Origin of the sequence: Foliimonas ilicis (assembly GCF_039939195.1) — a bacterium.
Classification (GTDB): domain Bacteria; phylum Pseudomonadota; class Alphaproteobacteria; order Rhizobiales; family Rhizobiaceae; genus Foliimonas; species Foliimonas ilicis.
Map to the genome: position 1 here is coordinate 268,628 of NZ_JBDUUH010000007.1, position 16,851 is coordinate 285,478.

At 58.4% G+C, this 16,851-nt stretch carries 15 protein-coding genes and 1 pseudogene; 7 read left to right on the forward strand and 9 right to left on the reverse strand.

What is annotated here, in order from left to right:
- Positions 1 to 20: 20 nt before the first annotated feature.
- The 4 genes from ABFT80_RS17170 to ftsZ form a co-directional block, all read right to left on the reverse strand.
- Positions 21 to 1,922: a bifunctional sugar phosphate isomerase/epimerase/4-hydroxyphenylpyruvate dioxygenase family protein gene (locus ABFT80_RS17170; protein ID WP_347973143.1), complete on the reverse strand. Its 1,902-nt coding sequence runs from the start codon at positions 1,920 to 1,922 to the stop codon at positions 21 to 23.
- 226 nt (positions 1,923 to 2,148) lie between these two features.
- Positions 2,149 to 3,108: a quinone oxidoreductase family protein gene (locus tag ABFT80_RS17175; RefSeq protein ID WP_347973144.1), complete on the reverse strand. Its 960-nt coding sequence runs from the start codon at positions 3,106 to 3,108 to the stop codon at positions 2,149 to 2,151.
- A 264-nt stretch (positions 3,109 to 3,372) separates the two neighbouring features.
- Positions 3,373 to 4,077, reverse strand: a complete 705-nt coding sequence (locus ABFT80_RS17180) for an outer membrane protein (protein ID WP_347973145.1) — start codon at positions 4,075 to 4,077, stop codon at positions 3,373 to 3,375.
- A gap of 155 nt (positions 4,078 to 4,232) precedes the next feature.
- Positions 4,233 to 5,261 (reverse strand): cell division protein FtsZ, encoded by a 1,029-nt coding sequence (ftsZ, locus tag ABFT80_RS17185; RefSeq protein WP_347973146.1) that lies wholly within the window; start codon positions 5,259 to 5,261, stop codon positions 4,233 to 4,235.
- A gap of 210 nt (positions 5,262 to 5,471) precedes the next feature.
- On the opposite strand from ftsZ, the gene ABFT80_RS17190 reads away from it, so the two are divergent.
- The 5 genes from ABFT80_RS17190 (at position 5,472) to ABFT80_RS17210 (ending at position 11,276) form a co-directional block, all read left to right on the forward strand.
- Positions 5,472 to 5,975, forward strand: a complete 504-nt coding sequence (locus tag ABFT80_RS17190) for a SixA phosphatase family protein (RefSeq protein WP_347973147.1) — start codon at positions 5,472 to 5,474, stop codon at positions 5,973 to 5,975.
- A gap of 83 nt (positions 5,976 to 6,058) precedes the next feature.
- Complete coding sequence (locus tag ABFT80_RS17195; RefSeq protein WP_347973148.1) at positions 6,059 to 7,516, forward strand: YcjX family GTP-binding protein; 1,458 nt, start codon at positions 6,059 to 6,061, stop codon at positions 7,514 to 7,516.
- The gene (locus ABFT80_RS17200; RefSeq protein ID WP_347973149.1) at positions 7,513 to 8,604 is read left to right on the forward strand and encodes a YcjF family protein; all 1,092 of its coding nucleotides are present in this window, start codon (positions 7,513 to 7,515) and stop codon (positions 8,602 to 8,604) included. The genes ABFT80_RS17195 and ABFT80_RS17200 overlap by 4 nt, the downstream gene beginning before the upstream one ends.
- A gap of 72 nt (positions 8,605 to 8,676) precedes the next feature.
- A complete protein-coding gene (locus ABFT80_RS17205; protein WP_347973150.1) occupies positions 8,677 to 9,231 on the forward strand; it encodes a hypothetical protein in 555 nt (184 codons plus the stop codon).
- Positions 9,232 to 9,437: 206 nt separating this feature from the next.
- On the forward strand, positions 9,438 to 11,276 hold the full coding sequence (locus ABFT80_RS17210; RefSeq protein WP_347973151.1) for a monovalent cation:proton antiporter-2 (CPA2) family protein: 1,839 nt from the start codon (positions 9,438 to 9,440) through the stop codon (positions 11,274 to 11,276).
- A 12-nt stretch (positions 11,277 to 11,288) separates the two neighbouring features.
- Here ABFT80_RS17210 and ABFT80_RS17215 read toward each other — a convergent pair whose 3' ends face one another.
- Positions 11,289 to 13,076 (reverse strand): L-lactate permease, encoded by a 1,788-nt coding sequence (locus tag ABFT80_RS17215; protein WP_347973152.1) that lies wholly within the window; start codon positions 13,074 to 13,076, stop codon positions 11,289 to 11,291.
- Between the two features lie 281 nt (positions 13,077 to 13,357).
- On the opposite strand from ABFT80_RS17215, the gene ABFT80_RS17220 reads away from it, so the two are divergent.
- Complete coding sequence (locus ABFT80_RS17220; RefSeq protein WP_347973153.1) at positions 13,358 to 13,909, forward strand: DUF924 family protein; 552 nt, start codon at positions 13,358 to 13,360, stop codon at positions 13,907 to 13,909.
- 1 nt (position 13,910) lies between these two features.
- On the opposite strand, the gene folK is transcribed toward ABFT80_RS17220, so the two are convergent.
- Genes folK through folP form a run of 3 tightly spaced genes read right to left on the reverse strand, consistent with a single transcriptional unit; the run spans position 13,911 to position 15,624 of the window.
- Positions 13,911 to 14,426, reverse strand: coding sequence for a 2-amino-4-hydroxy-6-hydroxymethyldihydropteridine diphosphokinase (gene folK, locus ABFT80_RS17225; RefSeq protein WP_347973154.1), 516 nt, complete (start codon positions 14,424 to 14,426; stop codon positions 13,911 to 13,913).
- Positions 14,410 to 14,769, reverse strand: coding sequence for a dihydroneopterin aldolase (gene folB / locus ABFT80_RS17230; RefSeq protein WP_347973155.1), 360 nt, complete (start codon positions 14,767 to 14,769; stop codon positions 14,410 to 14,412). The genes folK and folB overlap by 17 nt, the downstream gene beginning before the upstream one ends.
- 6 nt (positions 14,770 to 14,775) lie before the next feature.
- On the reverse strand, positions 14,776 to 15,624 hold the full coding sequence (folP, locus tag ABFT80_RS17235; RefSeq protein WP_347973156.1) for a dihydropteroate synthase: 849 nt from the start codon (positions 15,622 to 15,624) through the stop codon (positions 14,776 to 14,778).
- Between the two features lie 285 nt (positions 15,625 to 15,909).
- Here folP and ABFT80_RS17240 point away from each other — a divergent pair, with 285 nt between their 5' ends.
- Positions 15,910 to 16,509, forward strand: a complete 600-nt coding sequence (locus ABFT80_RS17240; protein ID WP_347973157.1) for a DUF922 domain-containing Zn-dependent protease — start codon at positions 15,910 to 15,912, stop codon at positions 16,507 to 16,509.
- A gap of 245 nt (positions 16,510 to 16,754) precedes the next feature.
- Here ABFT80_RS17240 and ABFT80_RS17245 read toward each other — a convergent pair.
- Positions 16,755 to 16,851: pseudogene (locus ABFT80_RS17245) on the reverse strand (2Fe-2S ferredoxin); the annotation flags it as partial.

Genomic DNA, 16,851 nt, shown 5'->3' on the forward strand with positions numbered 1-16,851 from the left:
GAGAGACGGCCAAACGTCGCTTAAATCCTCGGCATGCCGCTCGGTCTGACAAGTCTTTTCTGGGCGGCAATCCGGAATGGCGCGTTCGGCGCGCCATAGCCTGCATACCCGCCGCGCCTTTCGACGATTTCGAAGAAGAAGCCTTCGCCATAGCTCGGGCTGTACATCTGGAAATATTCGCCGTGGTCATCACGGTCGTAAAGTATGTTCGCAGAACGCAGGCGGTCGGTGAATTCCGGCTCCAGACCGAACCGCGCTTCAAGATCGTCATAGTAGTTTTGCGAGATTTCCAGCGTCGCAAAGCCGAGTGCCTTCAGACGTGATGCCGTGGCGAAAATATCGCTGCTTTGAAACGCAATGTGCTGGACGCTTGAGCCAAAACTCTCGGCGATAAAGCGCCCCGCCAGCGTCCGCCGGTTTTCAGCGCCGTTCAGGGTCAGCCGCAACAAGCCCTCTTCGCCCTCGATAACCTGGCTGCGCACCAGACCGGATGGATCGACTACATCCACCATCGGCGATTTTCGCGTACGGAATATGGATGTGTAGAACAGAAGCCAGGTCAGCATCTCCTCGTAATTCATCGTCTGCGCGATATGGTCGATGCCGATAAGACCAGCATCATCTTCCTGAGGCTCGGCCGAAGGCGTGAACTCGACGTCCCAGACTTTTTCGAGCCCGCTTTTTGCGTCTACGAAAAAGATCACTCCGCCGCCAACGCCGCGTATTCCGGGGATCGAAAGCTCACCCGGCCCGTGGGGCTGCTCAAATGGCTCGGCACCAAGCGCCCGCGCGCGTTCGACCGTGGCAGCCGCATCCTCGACCTTGAGCCCGAACGCATAGGCCGAACTGCCGTGAACGACATAGGACGAGTGAGCGAGGCCCTCGCGTTCCGTATTGATCACGATGTTGATGCCGCTTTCAGCCGGTCCTTGCCGCCACAAGGTGACGTCCTTGTTGATGTGATTTCCGGCAAGGCGAAACCCCATCGCGCGCAGCATCGAGGCCAGCTCGTTGGCTTCTGCCTCGTCGGCGGAAAATTCGATGAATTCCACCCCTGAAACCGCGATCCGGTCAGGCATGTCCGGCACGTCGATCGCAATCTGCGGCTCTTGCCTGCGTACCCGGTCCATGAGGTTGATGAGCGAACGGCGGCCATCGACCGAAATGGATTTCGGCGAGCCGCCGCGAAACTGATCGTTGAAGATTTCGAGCGACAGCGGGCCGTCATATCCGGTTGCGGCCACCGCACGCATGAAATCCGTCACCGGCAGATCACCCTCGCCCGGCATGTTGCGGAAATGGCGGCTCCAATAGAGCAGGTCCATATCGATCAGCGGCGCATCCGCCAGTTGCACGATGAAGATGCGGTCGCCGGGAATGGCACGGATCGAATCGACGTCGATCTTGCGCGCAAGCGTGTGAAAACTATCGAGTATCAGCCCGATATTCGGATGGTCCGCGCGCCGCACGATCTCCCATGCATCACGATGGTCGTGGATATGCTTGCCCCATGCCAGCGCCTCGTAGCCGACACGCACGCCGCTCTTTGCAGCGATTTCGCCGAGTTCCCGAAAATCATCTGCCGCCCGGTCGATGCCGCCCAAAGATGCGGGCGAGACATTCGAACAGATCAGCATCAGATCGGTCCCAAGCTCTGTCATGAGATCGAATTTGCGTTTGGCTCGGTCGAAAGCGCGCGCCCTTTGCGGCTGCGGCATGCCTTCAAAATCACGAAACGGCTGGAACAGAGTGATTTCCAGCCCATGATCGCGCACCATGCGCCCCACTTCTGCCGGTGTGCCGTCGAAAGCCAGAAAATCCGCCTCGAAAATTTCAACGCCGTCGAAACCGGCAGCCGCGATTGCTGCAAGCTTTTCGCGCAAATCGCCGCTGATCGACACGGTAGCAATGGACGTCTTCATGCGTGTTCTCACTCGGTTCGTAGCAGGTGTTCTTCATAACCGGTGAACAATCGGAAATCACCCACGCCCGATGAAAGAAAGCCCATAATCGCAGATTGTTTCAAGCCCACACGGCAAGCGGTGGTCAAAAGAAAAAGGCGAGCCATAGGTCCACCCAAAAAGGCTTAGCGGAAGGAGGCCGTCGTCATTGCCTCCCTCTTTAGCCGGTTGGTCAGTCGGGCTTCCGTCACCGCGCCGTCGTCATCAAGACACGGCCGACCGGGCTTCCTGACTCGACGAAGGAGTGAGCCTCGTCTGCGGCCGACAGTTTGAACGTCTTGGCGATCGGCATGACAATCTCCCCGCGAACGGCAAGCTGCATCAGTTCTTCGATCCGAGTGCGCACGCGCTCCGTACCCATCTCCTGACCGAACATAAAGCTGAAGACGGTGAGGCTTTTCAAAAGCAGGTCCTCGAAGCTGACGGAAGTTGCCCCGCCGCCTGCCGCCCCGATCAGGCCGTAGCGCCCGCGCCTTGCACAGGCATCGAAGATCGGGTTCCCGCCCGCCATGTCGAGCACGAGATCAACGCCGCGACCGCCGGTAATTTCCTGCACCCGCGCCACCACGTCTTCGCTCTTGTAGTCGATGCCGTGGTCGGCACCGAAATCAGCGATCTTGCGCAGGCGCTCGGGCGTCGCGGCGACAGCGATAACCTGGGCTCCCGCTCTGTGCGCCAGTTGCACCGCAGCGAGGCCGACGCCGCCAGCAGCACCTCTCACCAGCACCGTTTCGCCCTTCGTCAGCCGACCGAACTCGAACAGGCCGTCGCTGGCGGTTCCGAACTCCACGGGCAACACCGCCGCGGTCGTCAACTCCAATTCCTGCGGAACCGGGTAGACGTAGCTTTGATCGGTCGCGAAGAGTTCAGCGTGGCTTCCGTCAAAGGCGAAGGCAGCGACCTTATCGCCGACTTTAAACGCCTTAACCTCGCTGCCAACCGCTTCAACGGTCCCTGCAGCCTGATAGCCGACGACATGCGGGACATTGGGCGGCGGTACCTTCCTGCGGTTGAGGATGTCACCGCCCTGGATGGCGACACAGGCGACGCGGATCAGCACAGTGGCCGGCCCGACCTCCGGATCAGCGATTTCCTCCCAAGTCAGGACCTTTGGATCGCCGTTTGTGCGATAGACAGCAGCTTTCATATTCATATCCTGTTTCGAGATTTGACCGTTGGACGCTGCACCGGCCGTCTTTCCTTCGAGTGGCGCGGTTTGGTTTGCGTTTGAATTTCGCGGCAGCGATCGACGGTGTCCCGCAGGGTTTAGTCACCCCACGCCCGGACTTCTAGGCCCAGCCAATAAAGAAATTGCTTAACGGGACACCGCAAAGCCGCAAGCGCCCACCGACGCCTCTCGAACTCAAAAAGCTATTTCAGACCGGCGGGGGTAGAATTTCCAAACCGACTCTTAGAAAGAATAGCGCAGACCGATCGTTACCTGATGCGAACGCACATCCACGTCGGAATCGGTGCCATCGACAGAAGTCAGTTCGACATTCTCGATGTTGAAATAGCGATAGCCAAGGTCAGCCGTCATTTGCGGCGTGAAGGCGTAGGAGACACCTCCTCCGACCTGCCATGCGAAGCCCGTACCTGAATCGTCCAGCACAGTGCCGACGCCCGTCACTCCATGATTGTCGAATTTGACGTGTCCCACGCCGATACCGGCACCGACATATGGCTTGATAGGACCATCGAGGAAATCGATATAACCGTTCACCAAGCCGTAGGTCACACTGGTTTTGCCGGAAGCGGCATTGCCGTCAAATGTCCCCACGCCTGCAACATCATGGGAATCCACATCACTTTGCGAATAGCCGACTTCGATTTCGCCTCTCGGCGTCAAACCGCCAAGGTTGAACTGGGTGCCCACAGCCAGTGAACCGACCCATCCGGTATCGTAACTGTTGCTTACATTCGTTCCGAGAACATTGAAATCCGTATCGCGGTTGAACGCCGCGCCGATCCTGGCCGCGATATACCAATCGTAGCTCGGCTCGACGATGGGAGCAGCTTCTATCGGCGCCGGTTCGCCAATATCTGCTGCCTGAGCAGCCAATACGGTGCCTAGCAGGCCCAACGCCGCGATATTCAAGAGAAGAACTGGGCGCATGACGAAACACTCCGGTTCGAAACAGGCTCACCCCAGTATAATATTGATCAAACGCGACGATTTGGCCAGTAAAACAACTGACGCGACGTCAGATCGTGATCGCCATTGTAGACAGCTCACAATCCAACGTCAGCGCATCGCTGCTATTTGCTGCTTCAGTGCGTTGTCTGACCGGGAGCAAGCTGCCCTCGCCCATCAACCGCTGGATTGGCCTGAAGCGGCTGCGCTTCAAGGCCGGTAGCAACAACCGAAACCTTGAACTGGCCTTCGAGCTCTTTCTCAAAAATTGCACCGACGATGATGTCTGCGTCGTCGCCGACCTCTTCGCGAATGCGCGTCGCAGCTTCATCGACCTCGAACAACGTCATATCCATGCCGCCGGAAATCGAGATCAGCACGCCCTTGGCGCCCTTCATCGAGCTTTCGTCCAGCAACGGATTGGCAATGGAGGCTTCGGCAGCCTTGCGCGCCCGGTCGACACCGGAACCGATGCCGGTTCCCATCATCGCGCGGCCCATGTCGCGCATCACGGTCTTCACGTCGGCGAAATCGAGATTGATCAGACCTTCCTTCACGATCAGGTTCGTGATGCAGCTCACGCCCGAATGAAGCACCTTGTCGGCCATGCCGAAAGCATCTTCGAACGTGGTCTTGGCAGTCGCGATACGGAAAAGATTCTGGTTTGGAATGACGATGACGGTGTCGGCGGCTTCCCGGAGCAGCTCGATGCCGCGATCCGCCATTTGCATGCGGCGCTTGCCCTCAAAAGTGAATGGCTTGGTTACAACTGCAACAGTCAGGATTCCGGCGTTGCGAGCAGCCCGCGCAATCACGGGTGCGGCGCCCGTGCCGGTGCCGCCGCCCATGCCTGCGGTCACGAAGCACATATGCGTGCCCGACAGATGGTCCATGATTTCGTCGATGGTTTCTTCTGCGGCGGCCTGCCCGATTTCAGGCAGCGAGCCCGCGCCCAATCCCTCGGTGGCCAGCGCGCCCAACTGGATCAGCTTAGGCGCCTTGGACATGGTAAGCGCCTGCGCGTCCGTGTTCGCGACGATGAAATCGGTGCCTTCCAGCCCTTCGGCAATCATGTTGTTGACCGCATTGCCGCCGCCACCCCCGACGCCGATGACGGTCAGCTTCGGCCTCATCTCCGAGATTTCGGTTTTTTTGGAAGTGCTCATTATACCGTTTCCTCTAAGGCCCCCGCCCGAATCATACCGGAATGAAAAACAGATACTCAGATTCGAAGCAAGCAAAGGCCCAAGGCGTTTTGATGTAGACTACGCACATATCATTGGACGATAAGCTGCGGCCAGCTACTTTGCCGTGAGAATGGCCTGATTTGCCGGCCATATCGTCGGAATGTCCGGCGCATCGGGAGTTAAAGAAAATTGAGCAGGCTTTTACTCCTGAGACACGCCAAAGCCGGCTGGGCAAAGCCCGGCATGCGAGATTTCGACAGACCGCTGGAAAAATCAGGCATCGAAGATGCGAAAGCCACCGGCGAGACCATGACTGCCATGGGATACATCCCGGACCTGACATTGTGTTCCACTGCAACGCGCGCCCGCGAAACCCTGCAGGCGGTCGCCGAACACGCCGATACCGGCCGCGTGACATATATGGAAGAACTCTACAGGGCGGATGCCGCGGGTTATCTGGAAATCATTCGAGAACATGGCGCCAGCGGCTCAATCCTCGTGGTCGGGCACAATCCTGTGTTGGAGGACCTCGCGACCGCGCTTTCCGCATCAGACGATCAGGCCGCGACCGCCTCATTGCGCAAGGGTTTCGCAACGTCCGGTCTTGCCGTTCTACGATTTGATGGTGCGCTCTCCGAGGCCGAGCGAGGCCGCTTTCGTCTGGAAGCCTTCCTGACGCCGGCAAGAAGCTAGAACCGGGGAAAACGCGTCCGGCATTTCAAAACCATACCGAACGGCCTATATCCTGTTGAAATTCATCAGGCAGGGTTCAACATTTGGCGTCTCTGACAAGTTTCACCGATGAGGCGCGCATTGCGCTCGATACGATTTCCGGCCGCACTGCCGGTCTGTTTTCTCCATCCGTCAGGATAGGCGTCACCGGACTTTCTCGTGCCGGAAAGACGGTCTTCATCTCGGCCTTTGTCCATAATCTGATCCATGGCGGTCGCCTTCCGCTTTTCGAGGCGCAAAAATCCGGTCGCATCGCGCGCGCTTTTCTCGAAGAGCAACCCGACGATGCGGTCCCGCGCTTTCAGTATGAAGATCATATCGACGCGCTGCTGAATTCGCGCATCTGGCCGGATTCCACGCGCGCGATTTCGGAACTCAGGCTGACCATTCAGTATGAGTCCGCCTCCGGCTGGAACCGCATGTTCTCAAGCGGCAGACTTTCGGTCGATATTGTCGATTATCCCGGAGAATGGCTGCTTGATCTTCCGCTTTTGGCGAAAAATTATGCGGAATTCTCAAAAGAAGCGGTCGAAATGGCCGATTTTCCGGTGCGCCACGACCTTTCGACGGCATGGCGCGCGCTGGTCGAAAACATCGATCCATCCGCAGACGCCGATGAAATGCTTGCCCGCAGTCTGGCCGAAAGCTTCGCGGCATATCTGAAAGCCTGCAAGCTGGACGAACGCGCACTTTCCACGCTGCCGCCGGGCCGATTTCTCATGCCCGGCGATATGGAGGGTTCGCCCGCACTCACCTTTGCCCCGCTTCCCCGCCTGACTGAAAAGGCCCGGCCCGGTTCGCTCCACGCGATGATGGAGCGCCGGTACGAGGCCTACAAAACGCATGTCGTGAAACCCTTCTTCCGCGAGCACATTGCCCGCCTCGACCGGCAGATCGTGCTGATCGACGCCATGCAGGCGCTGAATGCCGGGCCTGCCGCAGTGGCGGATCTCGAGCGTGCCGTGACCGAAATTCTCGCCTGCTTCCGCCAAGGGCGTGGCAATCTGCTGACCGATTTCTTCACCCGCCGCATCGACCGCATCCTGATTGCGGCGACCAAGGCGGACCATCTGCATCATGAAAGCCACGACCGGCTGCAGGCAATTGTCCGGCGTATCGCCAAACGTGCTGTTGCGCGGGCAGATTTTACCGGCGCGGAAGTCGATGTGCTGGCAATGGCCGCAATCCGCGCAACGCGCGAAGGCACTGTGAAGCAGGGTCGCGATACGCTTCCTGTCATCATTGGAACGCCGCTGAAGGGCGAAACCATCGGCGACGAGACCTTCGATGGAAACACCGAAACAGCCATATTTCCCGGTGATTTACCGGCGAGAGCGGATTCAGTTTTTGAAGAAACAACGGACGATCAGAACACAGCCATCCGCTTCGTGCGCTTTCGTCCGCCCAAGCTCGAAAAGACCGCCGAAGGTATCACGCTGTCCCTGCCCCATATCCGGCTGGACCGCGCGATTCAGTTCCTTATCGGAGATCACCTCGCATGAGCGCTCCGCGTAAACCTGCCTCCTTTCGGCTGGAGCCGGAGGAGAAGCCGACCCCCGCACCAAAGGCCGAAACAGTCCGGCGTCCGCGCTCGTTAAAAGCGGAAATGGCGATAGTTACACCTGCAACTATCGATGTTTTCGACGAGCCGGACATTGCGACAGCCGAGCCGCCGCCTGCAACTGCGCCCAAAAAGCGCTCTGGTCTCGGTACGATCTTCATCGGCGCGTTCGGAATCCTGCTCTCGCTGGCCTTTGGCTTGTGGGCCGACAAGCTCATTCGGGATCTGTTCGCCCGCTTCGAATGGCTGGGTTGGTTTGCTGTCATTGCCGCAATAGTCGCGGCCTTGACGCTGATCGTAATTCTCGCACGCGAATTGCTCGCCCTTTCGCGCCTCGCATCGGTCGAAAAAATGCGGTCGCAGGCGCTGGAAGCGATTTCCCATGACGATCCGAAACGCGCCAAGAAAGTCGTCGATGAATTATCGGCCTTCGTTGCCTCGAAACCTGAAACGGCAGTCGGGCGGCGTGCACTGTCAGAATTGCGCGATGACATCATAGATGGCGCAGACCTCGTGCGGCTTGCCGAAGCCGAGCTTATGGCGCCGCTCGATGCGCGCGCGAAAATCCTGATTCTGGATGCCGCAAAACGCGTCTCGCTCGTAACTGCCGTCAGCCCGCGCGCGCTGGTCGATATTGCCTATGTGGTTTTCGAGGCAGGAAGGCTCATCCGCAGGCTCTCCGAGCTTTACGGCGGGCGTCCCGGTACACTGGGTTTCTTCCGGCTGGCGCGCAGCGTTCTGGCGCATCTGGCCGTCACCGGATCGATCGCGGCAGGCGACAGCATTGTCCAGCAGATAGTCGGCCATGGGCTTGCGGCACGGCTTTCGGCCAAGCTTGGCGAAGGTGTCGTCAACGGCATGATGACGGCGCGCATTGGCATCGCGGCCATGGAAACCGCACGTCCTCTGTCCTTTACCGCGTTGAAACGCCCCGGAATGGGCGACTTTCTGTCCGCACTCACCTCTTTCGCAACCAAAGACAGCAGTGGAAAGACACCCCGCAACGACGAACAAAACCAGACAAGGTGACGAACCGTTAACCATTCTTGTCCAAGGTCGGCTTCTATCGTATTCCAGTTTTCCAGTCTGTCGGGTGCCTCGATGAAACGCGCAACTCTGTCTGCAATCCTGCCGTTCGCCCTGGCTGCAACGGCGATGATCGGAACCACTGTCTCCGCGCAAAGCTCGGAACGTGACCGCAAATTCTTCAAATCCGTCGAGGGCCAATGGGTTGGTCCTGGCGAGATCGTCGCCGGAAAGTACAAGGGCACGAAGTTTACCTGCACCTTCACCGGCTCGACGCCGGACGGCAAACTCGGCATGACGCTGGACGGCGGCTGCCGCGTCGGCATGTTCACGCAGAAAATGAGCGCGACCGTCGAACGCAAGGGACGCGCAGGCTATCAGGGCAAATTCATGGATGGCGCGGCCGGTAGCGGCCTGGACATCGTGTCGGGCAACGTCGTCGAAGGCCAGAAGGTCGTTTTCGGCATCAACCGCAATCAGCTCAAGGGCGTGATGCAGGCTCGCATCCCCGATGAAAACAGCATGACGGTGACGGTTTCCGTCAGCGTCGAGAAGCAGATGGTCCCGGTCATCGGCATGAACCTCAAGCGCGTCGATGGCGCAGCCGTTGGTTCCATCGCCAGCAAATAAGACCAAATACGCAAGTTCTTGAAGGCGCGCGCTGCAAAGCGGGCGCCTTTTTCTTTTGCGGCCCTTCCGCGTCATCCCGGAACTGCCGGAAACAAGCAAACCGGAACCTCCCCTAACGCACTTTTCGTGCTGCCACTAAGCGCATATGCTGGGAACAGCCCGACCTTTCAGCACAGCCCCAGCGGCCGATCCCGGAAAACAAAATCATGGCAGCCGAAGCCTCGAACAGCGAACTCATTCAGGTCGTAGCGCTTTTGGCTGCCGGTGTCGTGGCGGTGCCGATCTTCAAGCGGATCGGGCTGGGTTCCATACTGGGCTACCTCGCCGCCGGTCTCGCAATCGGTCCGTTCGGCCTTGGCATTTTTAACGATTCCGGCGCGATCCTTCATGTCGCAGAACTCGGCGTGGTGATGTTCCTTTTCATCATCGGGCTCGAAATGCGGCCATCCCGCCTATGGAGCCTGAGACGTGAAATCTTCGGTCTGGGCGTGCTTCAGGTCGGGTTTTGCGCGGTTTTGCTGACGGGCGTCGGTTATTTCACCGGTTTTCCGCTCGCTCAATCCTTTGTAGCGGGTGCGGGCTTCGTCCTGACCTCGACGGCAATCGTCATGCAGCTTTTGGAAGAACGTGGCGAGATGTCGTCTCCGGGCGGCCAGCGCATGATTTCGATCCTGTTGCTGGAAGACATCGCCATCGTGCCGCTGCTTGCGCTCGTTGCCTTCCTGGCGCCTGTCGCTGCCGGTCATCCCGAAACGACATGGATTACCGTGCTAACCAATATCGGAATAGGCATCGGGGCGATTGTCGGTCTCGTCGTTGCCGGACGCTATCTGCTTAATCCGCTTTTTCGCATTCTAGCGGATTCGAAAGCCCGCGAAGTTATGACTGCCGCTGCTCTCCTCGTGGTTCTCGGCTCAGCATTGGCGCTCCAGATGGGCGGCCTCTCAATGGCCATGGGCGCGTTTCTGGCGGGCGTTCTGCTATCCGAGTCGACATTCCGCCATCAGCTTGAAGCCGACGTCGAGCCATTCCGTGGCATCCTGCTCGGCCTTTTCTTCCTTGCCGTCGGCATGTCCCTGAACCTCTCTGTCGTCGCAGCCAACTGGCAGATGGTCCTGTTCTACGTCCTCGCCTACATGATCGTGAAAGCGCTCGGCATTTATCTCATCGCACGTCTGCTGAAATCGGATCATGCGCAGGCTATCGAACGCGCGGTGGTGATGGCGCAAGGCGGCGAGTTTGCCTTCGTGCTTTATTCCGCCGCCACCACCGCAGGCATCATCGACGGCGAAGCCAACTCGCTGCTGACGGCAATCGTCATTATTTCCATGGTCCTGACACCGCTCGCCATCATCGGCCTGCGCTATTTGACGCCAAAGGAGGAGCAGTCGCTTGAAGATGTCGATGTCGTCGATGATCTGCATGGCAGCGTGCTCGTCATCGGCTTCGGACGCTTCGGCCAGATCGCAACGCAACCCCTGCTTCTGCGCGGGCTTGACGTGTCGATCATCGACAATGACGTGGAGATGATACAGGCCGCAGCCACTTTCGGCTTCAAGGTCTATTATGGCGACGGGACGCGGTTGGACATTCTCCATGCCGCAGGTGCAGGACGCGCCCGCGCGGTCTTGATCTGCGTGGACAAAGGCGAAATCGCGGTGAAAATCGCCGAGCAGATGAAATCCGAATACCCGCTGGTGCCGGTCCTTGCGCGCGCCTTCGACCGCGGCATCGCGATGGATCTCATTCAGGCAGGCGTCGATTATCAGCTTCGCGAAACCTTCGAATCGGCACTCTCCTTCGGCGAGGCGACTTTGAGAAAGCTCGGTATCGACGAAGAAGAAGCGGCTGAAACCATTCGGGATGTTCGCGAGCGCGACGATGCGCGTCTCGATGCGCAGCTTGTCGGCGGCCTTGCGGCGGGCCGGGGCTTCTTCAAAGGCAACATGCCGATCCCTGCGCCATTGGCACCGCCCAAGCGCCCCGGTCGTGCGATGAGCGAAGAAACGGCGACGGTGCTGGTAAAGCCCGCCGCCGCCGATTAGACCGCCCGCGACTTATTCGGCTGCCACGGTCTGCGTCTTGGCCTGCGGCTCTCCACGATTGAAGTACATCGCCACAAGCACAACGGCCAGCCAGACCACCGCGAAGGCCCACCAGACACCGCCATAGATCAGCGCCATACCGATCAAACCGGCCTGTAGGGTGTAATACGCCATCGGAATGAGCGTCATGCGGATGACGTCCCCTTCCCGGTCGGTCAGGCCGACGACTGCTGAGGCTGCCACCACGTTGTGAACGCAGATCATATTACCAGCAGCGCCGCCGACCGCTTGAAGCGCCACCACGCCGATGGTTGCCAAACCGGTCAAGCCGATCTGTTCTGCCGCAGAGAACTGGAACAGCGAGAACATCATGTTCGAGACGGTGTTCGAGCCCGCGATGAAGGCACCCAGCGCGCCGATCAGTGGTGAGAACAGCGGCCAGATGCTTCCCGTTGCACTGGCGACGGTTTCGGCAAGCACCAGCGGCATGGATTCCAGCCCGCCCTCACTCGTGTTGATGAAAACCTGCACCATCGGAACGGCGATGATGAGCGCGGGTGCTGCGGCCATCATGGTTTGCGCGGAATTCGACCATGCCCGCCCATACGCCTTGCCGCTCATCTTGAAGACGAAGAACGAAATCACGGATGCGAGAATGAGAATCGTTCCGGGCGAAAAGAGAAGCTGTGCACTGGCGCCGATGCCCGATCCGAAGAGATCAGAAACCGCCAATGTCGCCTCCGGCGAAGTCAGCGCTGCTTTGAGCGGCGCAATCGTGCGCGTTGCGATGAGAAGGCCTGCAACGATCACATAGGGAGACCAGGCGCGCAGCAGCGAGATGGAACGTCCATCCGTACCCGCCTCGGCAGCGGCTGCGGCATTCGAATCGAGCGCACCGAACCAGCTTTCGGTCGCCTTGGACCTCGGCGGAAAGTCGAAGCGATCCTTCGGCAGCAGGAAGCCTTTCTTAGCTGCCGGGACAACGATCATCAGGCCGATCAGACCACCAACAAGCGACGGAAACTCCGGTCCGAGCAGGAGTGCGACGAGATAATACGGAACCGTGAATGCAAAACCGCAGAACAGCGCGAATTTCCAGACGGCAAAGCCATCCTTGAAAGAACGATTGGCGCCGAAGAAGCGGGTCAGCATACCGACCATGATCAACGGAATGACGAAGCCGACAAGCGCGTGGATCATCGCCACATTGACGGCAAGCTGAACGACATATTCCGTCAAAGTCAGTGGTGCGATGCTCTGAACGACGCCTTCATTATTAGAAAGCCCTGTGGTGACACCAACCAGCATGGGCGTGCCGACAGCGCCGAAGGAAACCGGCGTGGATTGGATGATCAGCGTCACCAGCACTGCTGCCATGGCCGGAAAGCCGATTGCGACCAGAAGTGGTGCAGCCACCGCAGCGGGCGTGCCGAAACCGGAGGCCCCTTCGATCATCGAGCCAAACAGCCATGCGATGATCAGCGCCTGTATTCGCCGGTCAGGCGACAAGTCCATGAAACCTTGGCGGATTGCGCGGATCGCGCCGCTTTCCTGAACGGTCTGCAGAAGCAGGATCGCGCCGAAGATGATGAAAAGAAGGGTCAGTGCGGTGACAAAGCCGTTAATAGTCGCACCCGCAACGGTTCCGATCGACTGATTCCAGACAGTGAGAGCGAGAACGGCGGTCACGAGATAGGCCGTCAGCATGGAAAATTTAGCCGAACGCCGCATAATCACGAGCAAGACCAAAACTATTGCGATCGGCAATAGCGCTAGAATAAACAACATACCTTGCGGCATAATTCCTCCCTTTCAAATTCTGTTTTCCGCAAGCCCCCCTCAACTATGCGAAACCGGAGATAAATGGCTAAAGGATACAACCGCTGATCGCAATCGAAACGGGAGTATTTAACAGAATTGTGTCCGGTAAAATTTATGTCTTATACTTTAGACGGATATGCACTCCGGATTTGCGTAATTCTTGTCATGGATTTTCTATACTAGGACGCCCATATGACATTTTCGCCGGTGCCCGCTAAGGCTCCGCCTATGTTTTTTGATTCGTTTGAAAGGCACATTTTATGACGACAGCAGACCAGCTCGCAGTGGATGAGATCGTAAAGTTCTGGCGCGAGGCAGGGCCGGATAGCTGGTTCGAGAAAGACGAGATTTTCGATAGCAAGCTCCGCGACCGCTTTCAGGGCAGGCATTTTTCAGCCGCGCGGCGCGAATTCGACCATTGGTCGGACTCTGCCGAAGGTTCGCTGGCGCTGATGATCCTGCTGGATCAGTTTCCGCGCAATTGCTTTCGCGGTACCGGCCACATGTATGCGACCGACCCGCTGGCCCGCTATTATGCACGAAAAGCGATTGCCGCAGGCCAAGACAGCCAAGTCGAGCCGGAAATCCGCTCATTCTTCTACCTGCCCTTCTCGCACTCAGAATTGATCGCGGACCAATATGAAGCTGTTGATCTGGCAAACGCGCTTGGCGGCGATTTCGTCAAACACGCGGTCGGCCATCGCGACATCGTGCAGCGGTTTGGCCGTTTCCCGCATCGCAACCAGATCATGGGCCGCGAAACGACGGAAGAAGAACAAGCATTTCTGGAATCGGGCGGCTTCGCCGGATAGGCTAGTCTTTCCACCAATCGGCCTTGCCGGGCAGTTTTTGGATGCCGGCGAGGTCGATTTTTGACAAGTGATCGCTCAGCGACACGCCTTGGACCGCGAAATCCGGCGCGATTTCAGACAATGGAACGAGCACGAAAGCACGTTCCAACATACGCGGATGCGGCACTTCCAGCCCGGTTTCCGCGATGATACGATCCCCGAAGGCCAGAATGTCGAGATCGATCAGGCGCGGACCCCACCGCTCTTCGCGAACTCGTTTCAAACGGCGCTCCGTTTCGAGACAGAATTCCAGAAAATCGCGGGGTTCAAGTGCAGTTTCGATGATTGCGGCGGCGTTCAGGAAATCCGGCTGATCGGTTTTTCCCCAGGGCGGCGTGCGATAAAGCGACGAAACCGCCAACACCTCCGATGATGCGTCCGCGTCAATCATCCGCAACGCCGACGCCATCGAGGCCGCCGGATCGCCCAGATTTCCTCCGAGGCTGATATAGGCGCGTTCTTTATTCCGGCCAGACAACCGTCACCTCGACGTAATCGAGAACACCCGGCACCGGCGCATTGGGTTTGCGCACCGTGATCTTGGCTTTTTTGATCTGCGGGAAATGCTCGGTCAGCGCCTTGCCGACCTTCAGCGCCAGCGCCTCGATCAAAAACTGGCGCTCACCTGTCACGATCTTTTCAATTACGGTGAAGGCAACGCCGTAATCCACTGTATCTTCTATCGAATCTTCGGTCAGCGCTCGACCGGCCTCGACCCATAGCTCCGCATCCACATAGAAGCGCTGGCCGATCCGCCCTTCTTCTTCCAGAACGCCGTGGCGCGCGAAGAAGGCGCAGTTTTTCATGCGTATAAGATACATCGGATGTCAGGGCTCCAGGCTCAAGCGTTCGCGGGCAAGCATAGCATCTGCGAAGGCAAGAGCGTCCATGTTGATTGCGACATTGTGCACCCGAAAAAGCGCAGCGCCTTTCAGTCTGAGGATCGCACTGGTCGCCGCGGTCCCGGCGTCGCGGTCTTCAGCGTCGCGACCGGTCACATGTCCTATGAAGCGCTTGCGCGAAGTGCCTGCAAGCAAAGGAAAATTCAGCGCTGCGAGTTCGGAAAACCGCGCCATCAGGTCAAGGTTTTCATCGGCGTTCTTGGCAAAACCAAAGCCCGGATCGAGCACGATCTGATCGTCTCCAACGCCCGCCTCGCGGGCAATCTCGAGCGAGCGTCCAAGAAATGCAAACTGATCGGCAATGACGTCGCTGAGCTTTTCGCGCTCGCGTCCCGTATGCATGATGACCAGCCCGGCGCCCGTTTCTGCCGCCAGCCGGGCGATTGCCGGTTCGCGTTGCAGGCCCCACACATCGTTGACGATATGCGCACCGGCGGCAATTGCGAGCCGTGCGGTTTCCTCGCGATACGTATCCACGGAAATCAGCAGATCCGGCTCGGCGGCCAGCGCCTCAATGACGGGCAGCACCCTTGCCTGCTCTTGGACAGCAGACACAGGATCGGCACCGGGACGGGTCGATTCTCCACCGACATCGATGATTGCAGCACCTTCAGACACCATCCGGCGGGCTTGCGCGACGGCACGGTCAAGATCGACGAACGATCCGCCATCGGAAAAACTGTCCGGCGTCACGTTCAACACGCCCATCACAACGGCGCGAGGGCCGAGTGAAAGATGGCGGCCATGCGCCAATTTCCATTTGGGGGTGGTCATCGCCGTTCGTATTCACCAAGATAGAGACGGAAGTCGCTCGTCACGAAAATTCAATGCTTTGACGGCAAAAATCCGAAAGCCTTGCTGCAAGCGGGCGTAAAGCAAGGCACGGAGCGAAGCAATATGTTCAAACGGGTTCTTGGAGACTGCGTAAGAATTCGCCCTGCCGAGTCATGTGGAGTGGTTTTCGAGAACCGGAGCGGAGCGTACGTTTGGTACGTGAGCACCGGAAGCGCAGAAAACCGCGCCAGGTGGCCGGCAGCGCGGATTATCAGGCAGTCTCTTATGACAATGGCGTTTGCAGCGTGCCTCGCCGTGCCGGCAAGTGCGGCCAGCTTGTCGAAGACCTACAGCTATTTCACGATTGGCGGAAAGACGCTTTCCGAGATCGAGGATGAGCTGGGAAAGCGCGGTCCGCAGGTCAAAACCACCGGACGCCGCCATCCTGGTGCGACGCAAATGGAGTTTACGACCAAGATCAGCTATTCGCAGGACCAGAAAAGCTGCCGCATCGCCAACGCACATGTGACGGTGAAGGCCAATATGTTTCTGCCGAAATGGCGTCAGCGCCACCGCGCGGAGCAAGATACAAGGTTGATCTGGGATACGCTGTCTTCCGACATCAAGCGCCATGAGGAAAGTCATGTCGTCATCGCCAAGAACCATGCGCGCGAACTCGAAGATTCACTGAAGAATCTCGGCCGTTTCAGAAACTGCGAACAGGCGGCGACCGCTGCGAAAGCCAAGCAGACCGATATTCTGGCCAAGCATGACCGCGCGCAGATTCAGTTCGACCGCGTGGAAGGCAAAAACTTCGAAAGCCGCATCATGCGGCTTCTGGAATATCGTTTGAAGCAGATCGAGGCGGGCCGTATTCCGGGCTAGGCGCGACCAATTAGAGCGCTTCCTGTTTTGATGGAATCGCGAGGCGCCCCCCTCTGTCCTGCCGGACATCTCCCCCACGGGTGGGGAGATTGGATGACACCACTCTCCGCCTCTTCATTCTGTAACGTCAGCAATTGGTGCCGCGCTTTAAATGACAAGGTAATCTCCCCACCCGTGGGGGAGATGTCCGGCAGGACAGAGGGGGGCGCTGTCCCGCCAGCTTTTCTATCTAAAAGTGAAAGGCTCTACCCCTGGCGCTCTGGGATACGCACAACCAACCCATCCAGCGCATCGCGCACTCTTATCTGGCACGAAAGGCGCGAATTCGGCTGCACTTCATAG

Bases quoted from the DNA above. Each gene is read 5' to 3' on its own strand.
- ABFT80_RS17170 (WP_347973143.1), bottom strand. From the start codon at position 1,922: ATGAAGACGTCCATTGCTACCGTGTCGATCAGCGGCGATTTGCGCGAA.
- ABFT80_RS17175 (WP_347973144.1), bottom strand. From the start codon at position 3,108: ATGAAAGCTGCTGTCTATCGCACAAACGGCGATCCAAAGGTCCTGACT.
- ABFT80_RS17180 (WP_347973145.1), bottom strand. From the start codon at position 4,077: ATGCGCCCAGTTCTTCTCTTGAATATCGCGGCGTTGGGCCTGCTAGGC.
- ftsZ (WP_347973146.1), bottom strand. From the start codon at position 5,261: ATGAGCACTTCCAAAAAAACCGAAATCTCGGAGATGAGGCCGAAGCTG.
- ABFT80_RS17200 (WP_347973149.1), top strand. From the start codon at position 7,513: ATGAGCGCTCCGCGTAAACCTGCCTCCTTTCGGCTGGAGCCGGAGGAG.
- ABFT80_RS17205 (WP_347973150.1), top strand. From the start codon at position 8,677: ATGAAACGCGCAACTCTGTCTGCAATCCTGCCGTTCGCCCTGGCTGCA.
- ABFT80_RS17210 (WP_347973151.1), top strand. From the start codon at position 9,438: ATGGCAGCCGAAGCCTCGAACAGCGAACTCATTCAGGTCGTAGCGCTT.
- ABFT80_RS17215 (WP_347973152.1), bottom strand. From the start codon at position 13,076: ATGCCGCAAGGTATGTTGTTTATTCTAGCGCTATTGCCGATCGCAATA.
- ABFT80_RS17220 (WP_347973153.1), top strand. From the start codon at position 13,358: ATGACGACAGCAGACCAGCTCGCAGTGGATGAGATCGTAAAGTTCTGG.
- folB (WP_347973155.1), bottom strand. From the start codon at position 14,769: ATGTATCTTATACGCATGAAAAACTGCGCCTTCTTCGCGCGCCACGGC.
- folP (WP_347973156.1), bottom strand. From the start codon at position 15,624: ATGACCACCCCCAAATGGAAATTGGCGCATGGCCGCCATCTTTCACTC.
- ABFT80_RS17240 (WP_347973157.1), top strand. From the start codon at position 15,910: ATGACAATGGCGTTTGCAGCGTGCCTCGCCGTGCCGGCAAGTGCGGCC.